At 75.0% G+C, this 16,670-nt stretch carries 14 protein-coding genes and 1 pseudogene; 8 read left to right on the plus strand and 7 right to left on the minus strand.

Annotated elements, in window-relative coordinates; all coding sequences use genetic code 11:
* Positions 1-37: 37 nt before the first annotated feature.
* Entirely contained in the window at positions 38-1,051 is a 1,014-nt protein-coding gene (locus ABD981_RS00555; RefSeq protein WP_123954190.1) for an alpha/beta hydrolase, read from the plus strand.
* Positions 1,052-1,062: 11 nt separating this feature from the next.
* Here ABD981_RS00555 and ABD981_RS00560 read toward each other — a convergent pair.
* A pseudogene (locus ABD981_RS00560) lies at positions 1,063-2,110 on the minus strand (AfsR/SARP family transcriptional regulator); the annotation flags it as partial.
* A 177-nt stretch (positions 2,111-2,287) separates the two neighbouring features.
* Here ABD981_RS00560 and ABD981_RS00565 point away from each other — a divergent pair.
* A complete protein-coding gene (locus ABD981_RS00565; RefSeq protein ID WP_046905956.1) occupies positions 2,288-3,478 on the plus strand; it encodes an MFS transporter in 1,191 nt (396 codons plus the stop codon).
* 51 nt (positions 3,479-3,529) lie between these two features.
* On the opposite strand, the gene ABD981_RS00570 is transcribed toward ABD981_RS00565, so the two are convergent.
* Together ABD981_RS00570 and ABD981_RS00575 are read right to left on the minus strand one after the other, a co-directional pair.
* Positions 3,530-4,348, minus strand: a complete 819-nt coding sequence (locus ABD981_RS00570; RefSeq protein WP_046905957.1) for a class I SAM-dependent methyltransferase — start codon at positions 4,346-4,348, stop codon at positions 3,530-3,532.
* A 159-nt stretch (positions 4,349-4,507) separates the two neighbouring features.
* A complete protein-coding gene (locus ABD981_RS00575; protein WP_046905958.1) occupies positions 4,508-4,993 on the minus strand; it encodes a pyridoxamine 5'-phosphate oxidase family protein in 486 nt (161 codons plus the stop codon).
* Positions 4,994-5,359: 366 nt separating this feature from the next.
* On the opposite strand from ABD981_RS00575, the gene ABD981_RS00580 reads away from it, so the two are divergent.
* On the plus strand, positions 5,360-6,070 hold the full coding sequence (locus tag ABD981_RS00580) for a response regulator (protein WP_046905959.1): 711 nt from the start codon (positions 5,360-5,362) through the stop codon (positions 6,068-6,070).
* A gap of 203 nt (positions 6,071-6,273) precedes the next feature.
* Here ABD981_RS00580 and ABD981_RS00585 read toward each other — a convergent pair whose 3' ends face one another.
* The gene (locus ABD981_RS00585) at positions 6,274-7,956 is read right to left on the minus strand and encodes a sensor histidine kinase (protein ID WP_382748204.1); all 1,683 of its coding nucleotides are present in this window, start codon (positions 7,954-7,956) and stop codon (positions 6,274-6,276) included.
* Positions 7,957-8,215: 259 nt separating this feature from the next.
* Between ABD981_RS00585 and ctaD the strand changes: the two genes are divergently transcribed.
* From ctaD to ABD981_RS00600, 3 genes are read left to right on the plus strand one after another with little or no spacing between them, the layout of a single operon-like run.
* On the plus strand, positions 8,216-9,916 hold the full coding sequence (gene ctaD / locus ABD981_RS00590) for an aa3-type cytochrome oxidase subunit I (RefSeq protein WP_046906065.1): 1,701 nt from the start codon (positions 8,216-8,218) through the stop codon (positions 9,914-9,916).
* Positions 9,913-10,350 carry a hypothetical protein gene (locus tag ABD981_RS00595; protein ID WP_123954165.1) on the plus strand — a complete coding sequence of 146 codons (438 nt, stop codon included), beginning with the start codon at positions 9,913-9,915 and terminating at the stop codon, positions 10,348-10,350. The genes ctaD and ABD981_RS00595 overlap by 4 nt, the downstream gene beginning before the upstream one ends.
* 36 nt (positions 10,351-10,386) lie before the next feature.
* On the plus strand, positions 10,387-11,727 hold the full coding sequence (locus ABD981_RS00600) for a globin domain-containing protein (protein WP_240495095.1): 1,341 nt from the start codon (positions 10,387-10,389) through the stop codon (positions 11,725-11,727).
* A 4-nt stretch (positions 11,728-11,731) separates the two neighbouring features.
* Here ABD981_RS00600 and ABD981_RS00605 read toward each other — a convergent pair whose 3' ends face one another.
* The gene (locus ABD981_RS00605) at positions 11,732-12,877 is read right to left on the minus strand and encodes an ABC transporter substrate-binding protein (protein WP_046905960.1); all 1,146 of its coding nucleotides are present in this window, start codon (positions 12,875-12,877) and stop codon (positions 11,732-11,734) included.
* A 92-nt stretch (positions 12,878-12,969) separates the two neighbouring features.
* On the opposite strand from ABD981_RS00605, the gene ABD981_RS00610 reads away from it, so the two are divergent.
* The gene (locus tag ABD981_RS00610) at positions 12,970-13,617 is read left to right on the plus strand and encodes a VOC family protein (protein WP_123954166.1); all 648 of its coding nucleotides are present in this window, start codon (positions 12,970-12,972) and stop codon (positions 13,615-13,617) included.
* Here the strand turns inward: ABD981_RS00610 and pspAB are convergent.
* Both pspAB and htpX read right to left on the minus strand, forming a co-directional pair.
* Positions 13,614-14,207 carry a PspA-associated protein PspAB gene (pspAB, locus tag ABD981_RS00615; protein WP_046905962.1) on the minus strand — a complete coding sequence of 198 codons (594 nt, stop codon included), beginning with the start codon at positions 14,205-14,207 and terminating at the stop codon, positions 13,614-13,616. The genes ABD981_RS00610 and pspAB overlap by 4 nt on opposite strands.
* A gap of 29 nt (positions 14,208-14,236) precedes the next feature.
* The gene (gene htpX / locus ABD981_RS00620) at positions 14,237-15,148 is read right to left on the minus strand and encodes a zinc metalloprotease HtpX (RefSeq protein WP_046905963.1); all 912 of its coding nucleotides are present in this window, start codon (positions 15,146-15,148) and stop codon (positions 14,237-14,239) included.
* Between the two features lie 227 nt (positions 15,149-15,375).
* Here htpX and ABD981_RS00625 point away from each other — a divergent pair, with 227 nt between their 5' ends.
* The gene (locus ABD981_RS00625) at positions 15,376-16,623 is read left to right on the plus strand and encodes a geranylgeranyl reductase family protein (protein ID WP_046906068.1); all 1,248 of its coding nucleotides are present in this window, start codon (positions 15,376-15,378) and stop codon (positions 16,621-16,623) included.
* The last annotated feature ends 47 nt before the right edge of the window (positions 16,624-16,670 follow it).

Genomic DNA, 16,670 nt, shown 5'->3' on the forward strand with positions numbered 1-16,670 from the left:
GGCGGTGGCGTGGCTGGTCGCCGCCGTGGCCACCGTCATGCCCGCGGCCGGTACGGCCGAGGCCGCCGACGGCACCGCGCCGCCGCCGATGGCGAACGGCTTCGGCCTGACCCAGGTGGAGGCGGTGCACGGCGACGCCACCGAGTTCTACCTGACCGTCACCACGCCCGAGGTGACGGGCAGGCACCACATCAAGATCATTCTGCCCAGGAGCTACTACGACGACCCGAACCGGCGCTACCCGGTGCTCTACTTCCTGCACGGGTCGCCCGACGACCCGATCGTGCAGAACTACCCGGCGCTGCGCACCTCCGACTCGATGATCACCGTCATCCCGGACGGCGGCGCCCGGGGATGGTACGCCAACTGGCTCAACCAGCGGACCGTGCTCGGCGCCCAGAACTGGGAGAACTTCCACCTCAAGCAGGTCATCCCGTTCATCGACGCCAACCTGCGGACCGTCGCCACCAAGAAGGGCCGGGCCGTCGCCGGCGTCTCCATGGGCGGCTTCGGCGCCCTCCACTACGCCCAGGTCCGCCCCGACCTGTTCAGCCAGACCGCGTCCCTGTCGGGCGACATCGACCTGTCGGCCAAGTCCATGGACCTGCGGTTCGCCGTCGTCGCCTCCCTCATCGACGCGACGGGCGCGATCTGCGCCTCCTCCTCCGGCTCCTGCGACCCGAACGACTCGCCGTACAAGCCCGGAGTGGACAGCGACGCCGCCTTCGGCTCGCCGTACCCGGTCTTCAACGCCGACTGGCGCTGGAACGAGGTCGACCCGGCGGCCCACATGGACCGGCTCAGGAGCGTCGGCGTCTCGATCTACGTGGGCAACGGGGGCGGCTCGCCCACCGAGCCCGAGTTCTGGCTCGAAGGCGCGGCCAAGCACGCCAAGGCCGCCATGGACGCCCTCGGCATGTCCTACTCCTACGTGAACTACGGCGACGGCTCCGGCTGGGGCACGAACTGCAACGGCGGCCACAACGCCTGGTGCTGGGAAGCGGACCTCAGGGACCTGATCCCGCGGCTGGAGCGCTCCTTCGCCTCCTGACCGCACGCGAGCGGGGGGACGAGCCCGAGCCCGGTCTCGTCGCCCCGCAGCACCATCTGGTGCGTCCGCCGCAGCATCCGGCTCGGCGGCACCCCCAGGTCCTCGGCGAGCCGGCTGCGCGCCCGGTCGAACACGGCCGTCGCGTCGGCCCGCCGGCCGTCCCGGTACAGGGCCCGCATCAGCAGGGCCGCCACCGGCTCGTTCAGCGGGTGCGCGGCGAACAGCGCGAACAGCTCGGCGAGCGCCTCGGCGGACCGGCCGAGCCGCAGCAGGTGCTCCGCCTTCCGCCGTACGAGGGCGATCCTGCGCTCCGTGAGCCGCAGCCGCTCCAGCTCGGCGAGCGGCCCCGGCAGGCCCGCCAGCAGCTCGCCCCGGAACAGGTCCAGCGCCCGCGAGCACAGCCGGACCGCCTCCGCCGTCTCGCCCGCGCGGTCCGCCGCCTCGACGGCGCCGGCCAGCTCCTCCAGGCGGACGGCGTCCACGTCGACCGCGCCCGGGACCAGCCGGTAGCCGCGCCGGTCGCGCGCGATGACCGTGTCCGGAGCGCCGTCCTCCGTGCCGAGCGCCCTGCGTAAGCGGTACACGTACACGGGCACCACGTTGGCGGCGGGCGGCTCCACCCCCCCACACGCCGTCGAGCAGCTCCTGCCGGCCGAGCGTCCGCCCGCCGCCCAGCGCCAGCGCCGCCAGGACGGCCTGCTGGCGCAGATGGCCCAGCCGCAGCGGCCGTCCGTCCCGCCACGCCTCCAGCGGGCCGAGCACCGAGACCCGGATCCGCGGCCCCGCCTCCCGGCCGGCCGTGGCCCGCGCCACCGGGACCGCCCCGGGCAGGGTGCGCGGGCCGCGTCCCGGGACGACGAGACCGCAGTCGAAGGCGTGCACGATGGCCGCCGCACGGTCCCGCAGCCCGAGCTTCACGAGGATCCGCGCCAGCTGTTCGGCCACCGACGCCTCGGGCACGGCCAGGGCGGCGGCGATCTCGTCGTCCCGCAGACCGCAGCCCACCGCGGACAGCACCGCGCGCTCCTGGTCCCCGAGCATGGTGACGGTCGTCGGCATCGCTGCTCCCCGGTCTCCGGATCGGCCGCCCCGACGGAGGCCGCCGCCACGGTAGGGGCGGGGGCGCCGGGCGGGGCACCCGGAAGGATCCGGAGTGACACGGGCGCCGGTGGATCACTCGGCCGGGCGCGCCCCGCCGCCGCGCCGCGCGAGCCCGGCCGGGTTACGGTCGCCGACATGGCGGAGGAGCGACAGGGCTGGCTGAAGTGTCTGCTGGGCGGCGCGGTGTTCGTCGTCTGCATGGCCGGGACGACGCTGCCGACCCCGCTCTACCCCCTCTACCAGGAGAAGTTCGGCTTCTCCGAACTCACGGTCACCGTCGTCTACGCCGTCTACGCCTTCGGGGTCATCGCCGTCCTGCTCCTCGCGGGCGACGCCTCCGACACCATCGGACGGCGCCCGACGCTCTGGTGGGGCCTGGGCTTCGCCGCCGCGAGCGCCGTCTGCTTCCTGTCCGCCGACTCCCTCGGCTGGCTTTACGCGGGCCGGCTCCTCTCCGGCCTGTCGGCCGGCCTGTTCACGGGCGCCGCCAGCGCGTACGTCATGGAACTCGCCCCGCCCGGCGGCAGCTCGGGCGCCACCCTCGTGGCCACGGCCGCCAACATGGGCGGCCTCGGCTGCGGGCCGCTCCTGGCCGGGCTCCTCGCCGAGTACGCCCCCGAGCCGCTGCTGCTCCCGTTCGCCGTGCACCTCGTGCTCGTCGCGCTCTCGGCGGCCGTCCTGGTGTTCCTGCCCGAGACCGTCCCGGAACGGCGCCCGCCGACCGCCGTACGCCCCCGGAAGCCCGCGCTCCCGCCCCAGGTGCGGGCCGTGTTCGGGCCGGCCGCGGTCGCCTCCTTCGTCGGCTTCGCCCTGTTCGGCGTCTTCACCTCCGTCAGCCCCGCCTTCCTCGGCCGCTACCTGCACGTGGACAACCACGCCGTCGTCGGCCTCGTCGTCGCCCTGGCCTTCTTCGCCTCCACCGGCGGACAGGTCGCCGCCGGACGCCTCGGGACCGCGCGTTCCCTGCCCCTGGGCTGCGCCGTGCTCTTCGCGGGCCTGCTGCTGCTCGGCTGCGCGCTCGTCACCGACCTGCTGGCCTTCGTGATCCTGGCCGCCCTCGTCGGCGGCACCGGGCAGGGCCTCGCCTTCCGGGCGGCCCTGGCCGCCGTCGCCGCCGCCTCGCCGCCCGACCGGCGCGCGGCGGTCATCTCGGCCCTGTTCCTCGTCGCGTACACGGGCATCTCGATCCCCGTCATCGGCGTCGGCCTGCTCGCGGACCCGCTCGGCCTCGAGGGGGCCGGGCTGGTGTTCATCGCCTGCATGCTGGTCCTGGTCGCGACCGCCGCCGGCTACCTGCTGCGCCGCATGACGCCCGCGGAACGCTGACGGGCCGACCGGAGCGGCCCGCGGCCGGGGGAGGCTGCCGGAACGGGCCCGTCAGGCGTCCGGGCCCGGCTTCCAGCCCCACGCGGTCAGCATCCCGGCCGACAGGGCGGCACACTCCTCGGACTCCAGATACCGGACCGCCGCGTCGACGCCCGCGTCGTCGACCAGACCGGTGGCCGTCATCGCCGCCCTGCTCCGCTCCCACGTGTCGGCCCAGAAGCGGCTGATCGGGCTGCCCGGCAGCAGCGGCGGCACGTGGACCTCGGCGCCGACCCGCACGAGCCCCGCCTCACGCAGCAGGCGCGGATACGACGGCACCCAGGAGACGTCGGTGCCGATCGTGGCACGCAGCCCCTCCCACATCGCGCGCATCGCCGTGGAGTACGGGGTGCCGGGGGTCCGTTCGCCGGTCAGGTCGACGGCGTCGCTCAGCACCAGGACGCCACCGGGCTCGAGGCGCTCGGCCAGCTCGGCGATCAGGCGCTCCCGCTCGGGCAGGTGCATCAGCACGAAGCGCGCGTGGACGAGCCGGAACCGCCCGGGGACGGCGTCGGGGGCGGTGATGTCGGCCTCCCGCACGTCCAGCCCGGGCACCGGCCGCTCGGCGAGGAACCGCACGTCCCGGTCGACGGCGAGCACGCCCGCCACCCCGGCCTCGTCGAGCAGCCGGCGGGAGACCGTGCCCGTGCCGGCGCCCACGTCGAGGCAGCGCCATCCCGGGCCGACGCCGAGGGCCCGCAGCCGGGCCAGGGTGACGTCGTCGTAGGCGAGGGCGCCGAAGTCGATCCGCTCGCCCTCACCGGCCTGTTCGGGCCGGAACACGGCCTCGCCGTAGCGCCCGCCGGACGGCGACCCGTCGAACCGTTCCATCGCAGTGACCTCTTCCCGATCCCGGGCCACGGCGCGGGGGGCGCCGGCGCCCGCTCGATCCTGCACCCCCGGCGCCCGCCCGCCCGGCCCGGACGCGCCGGACCTGAGCCGATCGGCCCACCGGCCGGCCCCCGCCGGGGCGCGGACGGGCCACTCCGCTCACTCCGCGGCGACCTGCCGGATGCCGGTGACCAGGTCGGGGCGGATGCGGAGCACCTGGTCCAGGGCCCGGTCCGTCCACGGGCGGATCGCGCCCCGGTAGCGGGCGGCCTCCTCGGGGTCGGTCACCAGCCGGCAGAAGCCGGTGACGACGACGCTCCAGCCGAGGCGCGCCTCGACGTCGATGAGGTCCGTCTCGTACGCGACCACGACCCCCGGGGTGCCGCCCGCCCGGGCGAGCAGGGCGAGGGCCGCGTCGTCGTGGGTGCGGACGATGATGTCGCCGCGGTCCACCAGGTGGTTGACCGGCCGCACCGCGGGCAGCGCCCGCCGGGTGAACACGATCCGGCCCAGGGGCACCGAGGCGAGCAGGCGCAGCGCCTCCTCGGCCTCCAGACGGAGGGTGCGCCGGGCACCGGCGGAGACCGGGGGAGCGCCGGGGGCGTGCGGGGCCGGGACGGGGGCGAGAGCGGCGTCGTCTTTCACGGTGCCTTCCAGGGGGAGGGGGGACTTCCCCGCAGTACAGACCCCGGGAGGCGGCGCGGAAAGGGCCGTTCGGCCCCCGCCCGCAGGGTCCCGTCCCGGCGGTGGACGCCTCCGGGACGTACCGGCCCGCGGGCGGCCCGGGGGACGGCCGGCCGCGCCCGGGCCGGTACGTCCGGGGCGCGAGGCAGAGTCGATCACGGCCGCCGGGGCGGCGCCCAGGGCCGTTCGGCCCTCCCCGACCAGGGCCGAACGGCCTTCGGACCCCGATGCCATACTGACGCCGCCTCAGCTCCCGTCCCTGCCCAGGAGTCCCCACGTGAAGCCTCTCCACCCCGCCGTTCCCGACGCCCCGTCAGCGGGCCCGCGGTGCTGACCGCGCCGAGCCCCGCCGGTGACACGGCCGCCCGTCCGGTCCGGGTCTTCCTCCTCGACGACCACGAGGTCGTCCGGCGCGGGGTCCGCGACCTGCTGGAGGCCGAGCCCGACATCGAGGTGGTCGGCGAGGCCGCGACCGCCCGCGAGGTGCTCGCCCGCGTGCCCGCCGCCCGCCCGGACGTCGCCGTGCTCGACGTACGCCTCGGCAGCGCGACCGGCGGGGACCACGAGGGGGTGGAGGTCTGCCGGGAACTGCGGGCGGCCATGCCGGAGCTCGCCTGCCTGATGCTGACGTCCTTCGACGACGACGAGGCCCTGTTCGACGCGATCATGGCGGGCGCGGCCGGCTACGTCCTCAAGCAGATCGGCGGCTCCGACCTGGTGCACGCGGTCCGCACGGTGGCCACCGGCAAGTCCCTGCTCGACCCGCGGATGACCAGCCGGGTGATGGCCCGCATCCGGGGCCCCGAGCCGGAGCCCGAACCGCGTGCGGCCGCCACGGCCGAGCTGGACCGGCTCTCGCCCCGCGAGCGGGAGATCCTCGACCTCATCGGCCTGGGGCTGACCAACCGGCAGATCGCGGAGCGGCTGTTCCTCGCCGAGAAGACGGTGAAGAACCGGGTGTCCGCCATCCTCGGCAAGCTGGGGGTCGGCCGCCGCATCCAGGCGGCGATGCTCGCCGAGCGGCTCCGCGAGCAGTAGCCGGTCCGCGGGCAGCGGCCGGTCCGCGGGCAGCGGCCGGTCCGCCGGCACCGGGCGCTTCCCGGGCAGTGGGCGGTTCGCGAGCCCTAGCAGGTCCGCAGCCGGTCCGCCGTTCCCGCGACGGTCCGCCGTTCCCCCGACGGTCCGCCGGTCCGTAGCCGGTCCGCCGGTCCCGCCCCCGGTCCGCCGGGCCGGCGACCCGGTCAGTCCTGGTGCAGCGGCACCGTCCACACCACGCGGGTGCCGCCGCCCGGGTGGTCCCGGAGCTCCAGCGTCCCGCCGTACTGCTCGGCGCGCGACCGCAGGTTGAGCAGCCCGCCGGTCGGTGCGGCGGCCCCCAGGCCGATCCCGTCGTCCGTGATCGTGAGGACGAGCCGGTCGGCCGGTTCCGGGACGGCGAGCAGGACGTCGGCGCGGCGCGCGCGGGCGTGCCGGGCGCTGTTGCTGAGGGACTCGACCGTCACGGCGAGCACGTGCTCCGCGAGCTCGTCCGGAACGGCGGTGTCGACCGCGCCGGTGATCCGCAGCGAGGGCGGGAAGCCCAGGGACTGCGCCGCCAGCTGGACGGTCTCCGCCATCCTGCGGCGCAGCGCCGGGCCGCCCCGGTCCTCGGCCGGCGTGCGGAGCTGCAGGATCGTGGAACGGATGATCTGGATGGTGGCGTCGAGGTCGTCGACCGCCCGCGAGACCCGCTCGGCCGCGCTCTGCTCTCCGATCAGACGGGTCGCGCTCTGCAGCGTCATCCCGGTGGCGAAGAGCCGCTGGATGGCCAGGTCGTGCAGGTCGCGGGCGATGCGGTCGCGGTCGTGGAGCACCGCCAGCTCCTCGGACTCGGCCCGCCTGCGGGCGAGTTCGAGGGCGATCGAGGCCTGGTCGGCGAAGCCGCTGAGCAACTCCACCTCCGTGGTGTCGAACCCGGGCCGGCCCGCCCGCCGGGCCAGCCGCAGCGCCCCGCACACGGAGTCGTCGACGGGCAGCGGCACGGCCACCACGGGGCCGTGCTCGGGCGGGGCACCGCCGTCCGCGCGCAGCGGCCGCGCCCGGGCGTCGGTGCGGACGTCCGCGGTGACGGCGGGCCGCCGGGTGCACGCCGCGAGCCCCGCCAGCGAGTCGCCCGCCGGGAGCCGCGCGCCGAGCACCGCGTCGGCGGTGTCCCCGTCGGCGACCTGGACCGCGAGCTCGCCGCCGCGGCCGGCCGGCAGCAGGATGGCGGCGAGATCGGCGTCGGCCACCTCCCGGGCCCGCCGGGCGATCAGCCGCAGCACCCGGTCCGGGTCGGTCCCGGCGAGCAGCGCCCGGGTGATCTCCGCGAGTGCCTCCAGCCGGTGCTCGCGGCGCCTGCTGTCGTGGTAGAGGCGGGCGTTGTCGATGGCGACCCCCGCCGCGGTCGACAGGGTCGTCAGGACCGCCTCGTCGTCGGCGTCGAAACCGCCGGCGCCGCGCTTCTCGGTCAGGTAGATGTTGCCGAACACCTCGTCCCTGACCCGGATCGGCGCCCCCAGGAACGTACGCATCGGCGGATGGTGCGCGGGGAAGCCGAAGCTGCTCGGGTGCCGGGCCAGGTCGTCCAGGCGCAACGGGACCGGGTTGCGGATCAGTTCGCCGAGGATGCCGTGGCCGCAGGGCGCGGGACCGATCCGCTCGGCCAGCTCGTCCGCCATGCCCACCGGCAGGAACTGCGAGAGCCGCTCCCCGTCGCCGATCACTCCCAGCGCGCCGTACTCGGCGTCGGTGAGGGTCACCGCCGCCTCCACGATCCCCTGGAGGACCTGCGGGAGTTCGAGGTCGCGGCCGAGGTCCATGACCGCGGCGAGGAGCGCGTGCATCCGCTCCGGGACGTCGAGCCGCGGCAGGGGCGTGCCCGGGAGTTCTGCTGTGTCGGACATGCCCGCCTGCTCCGCCGTGTGCTCTTCGTGCCTCTTCCTCCGGCAGGTTACGTCACCGTCGAGGCCCGGCCGCAGGGGCCGTTCGGCCCTGGGCGCGGCGCCCGGACGGGGACTGTTCGACCCTGTCGGCCACCGGCCGCGGCGAGAAGCATGGGCGACGGCCGGGAGGCGGCCGAGCAATCCCCCGTGTGGACGCCTCCCGGCTCGTGAGTACCGAAGTCGACAGGGAGGTCGTCGTCCGGTGGGCGAGGCAAAGAGCGTGCAGAGGCAGTCCGGGCGCCCGAGGAGGCCCGCCCCGGCGGGCGGAACCGGCGGCCCACGGCCGGACCGGGGCTCGTGGGTGGACTGGCTGACCACCACCGACCACAAGCGCATCGGCACGATGTACCTGGTCGCGGCGCTGTTCTTCTTCTGCGTCGGTGGCGTGATGGCCCTGGTGATGCGGGCGGAACTGGCCCGCCCCGGCACGCAGATCATGTCGAACGAGCAGTTCAACCAGGCCTTCACGATGCACGGTTCGATCATGCTGCTGCTCTTCGCGATGCCGCTGTTCACCGGTTTCGCGAACTGGATCATGCCGCTGCAGATCGGGGCGCCGGACGTCGCCTTCCCCCGGCTGAACATGCTGGCGTTCTGGCTCTACCTCTTCGGTTCGCTGATCGCGGCCGGCGGCTTCCTCACCCCGGGCGGGGCCGCGGACTTCGGCTGGTTCCTCTACGCGCCGCTCTCCGACGCCGTCCACTCGCCGGGTCTCGGCGCCGACCTGTGGATCATGGGAGTCGCGCTCTCCGGCTTCGGTTCGATCGCGGGCGCGGTCAACTTCATCACCACGATCCTCTGCATGCGGGCCCCCGGCATGACCATGTTCCGGATGTCGATCTTCACCTGGAACGTGCTGCTCACGTCCCTGCTCGTCCTGCTGGTCTTCCCGGTCCTCGCGGCGGCGCTGTTCGCCCTCGAATGCGACCGGAAGTTCGGCTCGCACGTCTTCGACGCGGCCAACGGCGGGGCACTGCTCTGGCAGCACCTCTTCTGGTTCTTCGGGCATCCGGAGGTGTACATCCTCGCGCTGCCGTTCTTCGGCATCGTCTCCGAGGTCGTCCCGGTCTTCAGCCGCAAGCCGATGTTCGGCTACATCGGCCTGGTCGCCGCGACCATCGCGATCGCCGGTCTGTCGGTCACCGTGTGGGCCCACCACATGTACGTCACCGGTGGCGTGCTCCTGCCCTTCTTCTCCTTCATGACCTTCCTCATCGCCGTTCCGACCGGCGTGAAGTTCTTCAACTGGATCGGAACGATGTGGAAGGGCTCGCTGTCCTTCGAGACCCCGATGCTCTGGGCCACCGGCTTCCTCATGACCTTCACCTTCGGCGGGCTGACCGGCGTCATCCTGGCCTCGCCGCCGATGGACTTCCACGTCTCCGACTCGTACTTCGTCGTCGCCCACTTCCACTACACGCTCTTCGGCACCGTCGTGTACGCGATGTTCGCGGGATTCCACTTCTGGTGGCCGAAGTTCACCGGGCGGATGCTGGACGAGCGGCTCGGCAAGATGACCTTCTGGACGCTCACCGCCGGCTTCCACGCGACCTTCCTGGTCCAGCACTGGCTGGGCGCCGAGGGCATGCCGCGCCGCTACGCCGACTACCTGGACGCCGACGGCTTCACCGCCCTCAACACGATCTCCACCCTCGGCTCCTTCCTCCTCGGCCTGTCCTTCCTGCCCTTCTTCTACAACGTCTGGAAGACCGCCCGGTACGGCGAGAAGGTCGGCACCGACGACCCCTGGGGCTACGGCCGCTCGCTGGAATGGGCGACCTCCTGCCCCCCGCCCCGGCACAACTTCGCCGTCCTGCCCAGGATCCGTTCCGAATCCCCGGCGTTCGACCTGCACCACCCCGAGATCGCCGCCGTCGACCGGATCGAGAACCGGCCGCACGAGACGGCGGGCGCCCGGTGACCCCCGTCCTCGCCCTGGGCGTCGGCGCCGTCACCGCCGCCGGCTGCGTCTGGTACGTCCCCGCTCTCGTCGACCTGAGGGCCGGAGCCGACCGTCCCGCCTCCCGGCGCCTCCGGGCCGCGGCCTGCGTCACCGGCTGGGCCACGGCCGCCCTGGCCGTCCCGCTGATCCTGGCCGGACTCCCGGCCCCGCTCCTCCTCGCGGTCGCCGTGGCCGGCGCCACCGCGAGCGCCACGGTACGGGCCCGAGCGGCGGTACGGCACGGCCGCGAGGAGCGGGAGACCGCCGCCTGCTGGGCGGCCCTGGACACCCCGCCGCCCGCCCCGCCGGCACGACCCGGCCGCCGGGCGAAAGGGCCGAACGGCCCTGGTCGGGGCGGGCCGTTCGGCCCTCCGGCGGGGCCGGACGGCGGCGGCGGCGCGGTGCGAGACTGACGTGCCTTCAGGCGGACCCAGGGAGAGATCCGGCACGTGAGCGCCACCACGAGCGACAGCTACGACGAGTACCACGCCCTCCTCGCGCGACAGGACGCCATGCGGCTGCGCCAGCGGCTGCTCGCCCCGTCCGGCGCGGAACGGCCGCGGGATTCCGGGCGCTCCTTCGAGGGCGCCGCCGACCGGGAGACGATCCTGCGGACGCTGCCGCTGGTCACCCCGTTCAGCGAGCTCATCGACCACCTCTACCGGGCGATGTTCGCCGAGCACCCCTACCTGCGGCGGCTGTTCCCCGGGTCGATGGACTTCCAGCGGGCCCATCTGGAACAGGCCCTCCGCTACCTCATCGAGCACCTGGACCGGCCCGAGGAGGTGACCGCCTTCTGCACCCGGCTGGGGCGCGACCACCGCAAACTCGGCGTCCGGCCGGTGCACTTCGAGGTGTTCGAGGCGGCGCTCGCCGAGGCGCTGCGGCGCAGCGCGGGCGAGCGGTGGCACCGGGAGCTGGAGCGGGCCTGGCTGCGGATGGTCCGCTTCGCCGTCACGGCCATGGTCGAGGGGGCCAACCGGTCGCTGACCGAACCCGCCTCCTGGAACGCGACCGTGACGGAGCACCGCCTCGCCGCACCGGGCCTCGCCGTGCTCCGGGTCCGCACCGCGGAGCCCTACCCGTACCGGGCCGGACAGTTCGCCACGATCGAGTCGCCGCTGCTGCCGCACGCCTGGCGGCCGTACTCCGTGGCCCGCGCGCCCCGGCCCGACGGGGAGCTGGAGTTCCACGTCCGCCGCACCGGCCCGGGCGGGGTGAGCGACGCGTTGGTGACGCGCACCCGGGTCGGCGACGTCCTGCGCCTGGGGCCCGCGCAGGGGGCCATGACCCTGGACGACGGCCCGGCCGCCCGGGACGTGCTGATCGTGGCCGGCGGGACCGGCTGGGCCACCGCCAAGGCGCTGCTGGACGAGCTGGCCCTGCGCCGCACCCCGTACCGCGCGGCCCGGCTGTTCCTGGGCGCCCGCACGCCCGCCGACCTCTACGACACGGCCGCCCTCACCGAGCTGGAGAGGCGGCACGCCTGGCTGCGCGTCGTCCCCGTGATCGGCGCCGGCCACGGAGCGCCGGGGGAGGACTCGCTCGCCGACGCGGTGACCCGGCACGGCGACTGGTCGCGGCACGTCGCCTACCTGAGCGGCCCGCCCGCCATGGTCACCGCCGTCGCCGGAGCGCTCCTGGAGACCGGTGTCCCCGCCGGGCGGGTGCTGCACGACCCCGTCGGCGGGGACACCCGGGTGCCCGTTCAGGGCAGGGGGGCTGAGGCCGTGTCCGGAAAGCAGCGCCGTCTGCCCGCGGGCCAGGCGGGATTTCCGGACACGAACTAAGCCGTCAGGCCGGCCCCTCGGGCCCGGCCGGGGCCTCCGCCGGGACGGAGCGCAGCACGCGGAAGCGACCGGGCTCCGCCGGGTCCCGGTCGGCGACCTGGACGGGCGGCCACGCCCACTGCCACACGCCGACACCCGGCGCGCGGGTGAAGCGGATCGGCCCGCGGGTGCCCTCGACCGCCACCCGGGGCCAGGCCCCCGCGACCGCCGCCCGGTCCGTCCCGTACGAACGGAACACCCCGGCCAGCACGGTGACGGTGTCCCAGCCCTCGAAGGCCACGAAGGAGGGCGCCTCGCCCAGCAGCCCCCGCAGCTCCTCCCCGACCCGCTCGCCCAGCGGGCCCGGCCGCTCCGGCAGATAGCGCAGGAACGGGATCCCCGCGCCGTCCGCGCCGAGCGCTTCGGCCCACCCGGCGAACTCCGGCTGCCCGGCCGGGGCGCCGACGAGGAGCTCCGCGAGCCGGGGGTCGCTGCGGACGGCCCGGACCAGCGGCACCGCCGGCTCCGGCTGGCCGACCAGCAGGAGGAACGCCGTCGCCCCGTGCTCGACGAGGGCGTCGCACAGGGCTTCGGGGCCGAGCGCGTTCGCGTCCAGCTCGACGACGGAGCCGCCGTGCGCCGCGAGGCGCTCGCGCAGGATGCCGGTCCCCGACGCCCAGTAGACGCTCGGCTGGACCGCCACGGCGACCCTGCCGTGCCCCGCGCCGAGCAGGAAGTCCGCGTAGGTACGCCAGCCGTGCGACTGGGCCGGGGGCAGCCGCGCCACCCACTCCGACGGCCCCTCGGTGAGCGCGTCCAGCACCGCCGAGGAGCACAGGAACGGTACGCCGAGGGCGTCGGCCCGGGCGGCGGCGGCCCGAGCCACGACGCTGTGGTACTCGCCCGCCACGGCGGCCACGCCCAGGCCGGCCAGCTCCTCCACGGCCACCGCGGCCCGCTCCGGATCGGCCGCGGTGTCCCGGACCAGCAGCTCCAGCGGCCTGCCGCCGATCCCTCCGGCGCCGTTGACCTCGCGTACGGCCAGTTCGAGCCCCGCGAGCAGGTGCCGGCCCGCCTCGGTCCAGCCGGGCCGGGTCAGCGGGACGAGGGCACCGATGCGGAGGGGCGGGCCGTCCGGGTGCGGTGCCGCGGGCAGTGGTGGTGTGCTCATCGGGTGATCATAGGGAGCCGTGCGGGGACCGCCACGAGACCGGTCAGGATTCGAGAAGCGCGGGCGGTGGGCCGGGCCCTAGCGTGAGGGACATGGCAACCACCACTTCCTCAGTGTCCCTCGTGTCCCTCGTGTCCCTCTCCTGCGTCACCCTCGAGGTGGCCGACCTGGACGCCGCCCACCGCTTCTACACGGCCTTCGGCGTGGCCGGCCGTCTGCAGCTGCGGGCCTCGCAGGCGCCGACCAGCGGCTTCCGGGGTTTCGCCCTGGCGCTGACGGTGTCGGGGCCCTCCACCGTCGACGCGTTCGTCGAGGCGGCGGTGGCCGCCGGTGCGGCGGTCGTGAAGCCCGCGGCCAAGTCGCTGTGGGGCTACGGCGGTGTCGTGCAGGCCCCGGACGGCACGATCTGGAAGCTGGCGACCTCGGCGAAGAAGGACGACGGCGTGGCCACCCGGGAGATCGACGAGATGGTCCTGCTGCTGGGTGTCGAGGACGTGAAGGCGACCCGGGAGTTCTACGTCGGCCAGGGGCTGAGCGTGGCGAAGAGCTTCGGCGGCAAGTACGCGGAGTTCACGGCCGCAGCGTCCAGCCCGGTGAAGCTGGCGCTGTACAAGCACCGGGGCCTGGCCAAGGAGGTCGGCGTCCCGGTCGAGGGCGGCGGCTCGCACCGCATCGTCCTGGGCGGCACCGGCGCCTCCTTCACCGACCCCGACGGATTCGTCTGGGAAGCGGGCTCCTAGGAGCTGCCCACACCCGGCGCACCCCACAGGGGGAACCAGCGTTCCAGGTCGGGCTCGATCGCGAGGTCACCCGCGAGCAGGGCCCTGACCTGGAGCTCCAGGGCGTTGTCCCGCCGGACCGTGCCGTCCGCCCGGGGCGCGAACGGATAGAACGTGCCGCGCTTGTAGAGGTAGACGAGCGCGAGGTCGTGGTCCACGTCCGGGGCGCGGAACACGGTCAGGGAGCAGAGCAGGTGCGGGCCGAACCCCGACTCCTGCAGCAGGGTGTTGACGGCGTGCAGGTCGTTCACGAGCGTGACGACGTCGTCGGCGGCCCGCCGGACGCGCAGCCAGGTGTACCCGTACGCGTCGTGGGAGAACGCGACCGGTCCGGAGCCCTCGGAGGAGACGTCGAGCAGCTCCCGCACCTCCTCCTTGAGGCGGGTGAAGGCGCCGCCCTCCACCCCCGCGAAGCAGACCGACCCCTCGCCGGTCGGGACGAACCCGGTGCCGGCCCGGAGGGTCAGGGCGGCCGACGGCAGGGCGAAGAGCCGGTCGAGATCGGGCCGCACGGGCTTGCTGCGCCCGAGGATGCTGTCGAGGATTCCCACCGGGTTCCCTTTCGCCTCGGATCCGGCTCTCAGACCTGTCCCAGCCGCTCCGAGATCCGGGCGAGCTGGTCCAGGCGCTGTTCCAGGGTGGGGTGGGTGGACAGCAGCCGGCCCAGGCTCTCCTTCGAGGAGAAGGCGGGGGCGAACCAGAAGGCGTTGTACGGCTCGGCCTTGCGCAGGTCCCGGGTCGGGATCCGGGCCATCTCCCCGGACACCTTCGTCAGCGCCGAGGCCAGCGCCGAGGGGCGGCCGGTGAGCAGCGCGGCGGCCCGGTCGGCGGCCAGCTCGCGGTAGCGGGACAGCACCCGGGTCAGCAGGAAGCTGAGGACGTACACCGCGCCGCTGACGACCGGTACGAGGATCATCGCCGCGGCCGCGTTGGCGTCGCGGCTGCGGCCGAGCCCGCTGTAGAGCGCGACCCGGGTCATCATCCCGGCGAGCACACCGAGGAAGGAGGCGATGGTCATCACCGCCACGTCCCGGTGCGCCACGTGGGACATCTCGTGGGCGAGGACCCCCTCCAGCTCCTCGGGCTCCAGGCGGCGGAGCAACCCGGTGGTGACGCAGACCAGCGCGGTCTTCTCGCCCCGGCCGGTGGCGAACGCGTTGGGCACGTCGCTGTCGGCGACCGCCACCTTCGGCTTCGGCATGTCGGCCAGCGCGCAGATCCGGTCCACGGTGCCGTGCAGCTCGGGAGCCTGCTCGCGGGTGACCTCGCGGGCGCCCATGCCCAGCGCGGCGATCTTGTCGCTGAACCAGAACTGGCCGACGAACAGGGCGCCGGCGACGAGCAGGACGACGGGCCAGGAGCCGCGCAGCAGCACCAGGAGGACGCCGACGAAGACCACGTACAGCAGCCCGATCAGGAACATCGTCGTCGCCATACGGGTCGCGAGCCCCCGGTCGGGGGCGTAGCGCGACAGGGACCGAGTCCTGGGCATCCGGACACCTTCTTCCGGGCCTGGGGGCGCGCGGCGCACGCCCCCTCTGCCAGTGTGCCGCAGCCGGGCGCCGTGCGACGGGGCCGTCGTTCCGGCCCGCCACGAGGTCTGGCGGCCCGGATCGGGGGCATAGTAGTGGCGTGATCACCAAAAGTGACGAGTCCGAAGGGGGCCGCGACGGCGGCCGCGGGGGATCCGAAGGCGCCGGTGACGAGGAGGCGCGGGTCATCGTCGTGGGGGCGGGTCCCGCGGGCTCCGCGGCCGCGGCGCACCTGGCGCGCGCCGGGGTCGACGTGCTGCTCCTGGAGAAGAGCGGCTTCCCCCGCGAGAAGGTGTGCGGGGACGGTCTGACGCCCCGCAGCGTCCTCCAGCTGGTGCGGCTGGGCATCGACATCGACACCCCGGGCTGGATGCGGAACAAGGGGATGCGCTGGGTCTGCGGCGGCCATCAGGTGGAGCTGGACTGGCCGCGCCTGGGCACCCTGCCCGACTTCGGGCTCACCCGCAGCCGGCACGACTTCGACGAACTGCTGGCCTCCCACGCGAGCGCCTCCGGGGCGCGGCTGCGCACCCACGTGAAGGTGACGGGTCCCCTGACCGACCGCTCGGGCCGGGTCGTCGGCGTGGCCGCCGTCCGCGGTCCCGAGGGCGAGCCGGTGGAGTACCGGGCCCCGCTGGTGGTCGCCGCCGACGGCGCCTCGGCGCGCACGGCGCTCGGCCTCGGGCTCGTGCGGGACGAGCGGCGGCCGGTGGCGGCGGCGGCCCGCCGGTACTACCGCAGCGAGGCCCGCACCCACGACCCGTACCTGGAGCTGTGGGCCGACCTGCGCTGCCCCCGCACCGGTCACGACCTGCCCGGCTACGGCTGGGTGTTCCCGCTGGGGGACGGGCGCGTGAACGTGGGGCTCGGGGCCCTGCCGCAGCAGCGCCGGCGGCGGCCCGTGGACCTGCGGGCGGCGCTGGAGCACTGGCTGGACCGGCTGCCCGAGGAGTGGGGGCTGCGCGAGGAGAACGCCGACTCGCCGCTGCGCAGCGCCCCGCTGCCGATGGGGCTGAACCGGCGTCCGCAGTACGGGCGGGGGCTGCTGCTGGTGGGGGACAGCGCCGGCATGGTCAGCCCGTGGAGCGGCGAGGGCATCGCCCAGGCGATGGAGGCCGCCGAGGTGGCGGCGGAGACCATCGCGCTGGCGCTGGCGCGCCCGGCCGGGCCGCGCAGGGAGCACGCGCTGCACCAGTACCCGGTCGAGATCCAGCGCCGTTGGGCGCGCTACTTCCGGCTGGGCGACCTCGCGGGGGACCTGGTCCTCTCGCGGTTCGGCTTCCGGCCGGTGCTGCACCCCCGGGTGATGGCCTCGCCGCGGCTGCTGGGCGTCCTGGCCCGGCTGCTGACACATGTGAGCGACGAGCCCGCGCAGGACCGGGTCGACGCCCTGTTGCACGGCATCCTGCGCCTGGTCCCCGTGCCGCGGCGGTAGAGCGGCGCCCGCGCGGGGCGATCCCCGGGCGGGCGCGTGGAGTCGTG

The organism is Streptomyces showdoensis, from assembly GCF_039535475.1.
GTDB lineage: Bacteria > Actinomycetota > Actinomycetes > Streptomycetales > Streptomycetaceae > Streptomyces > Streptomyces showdoensis.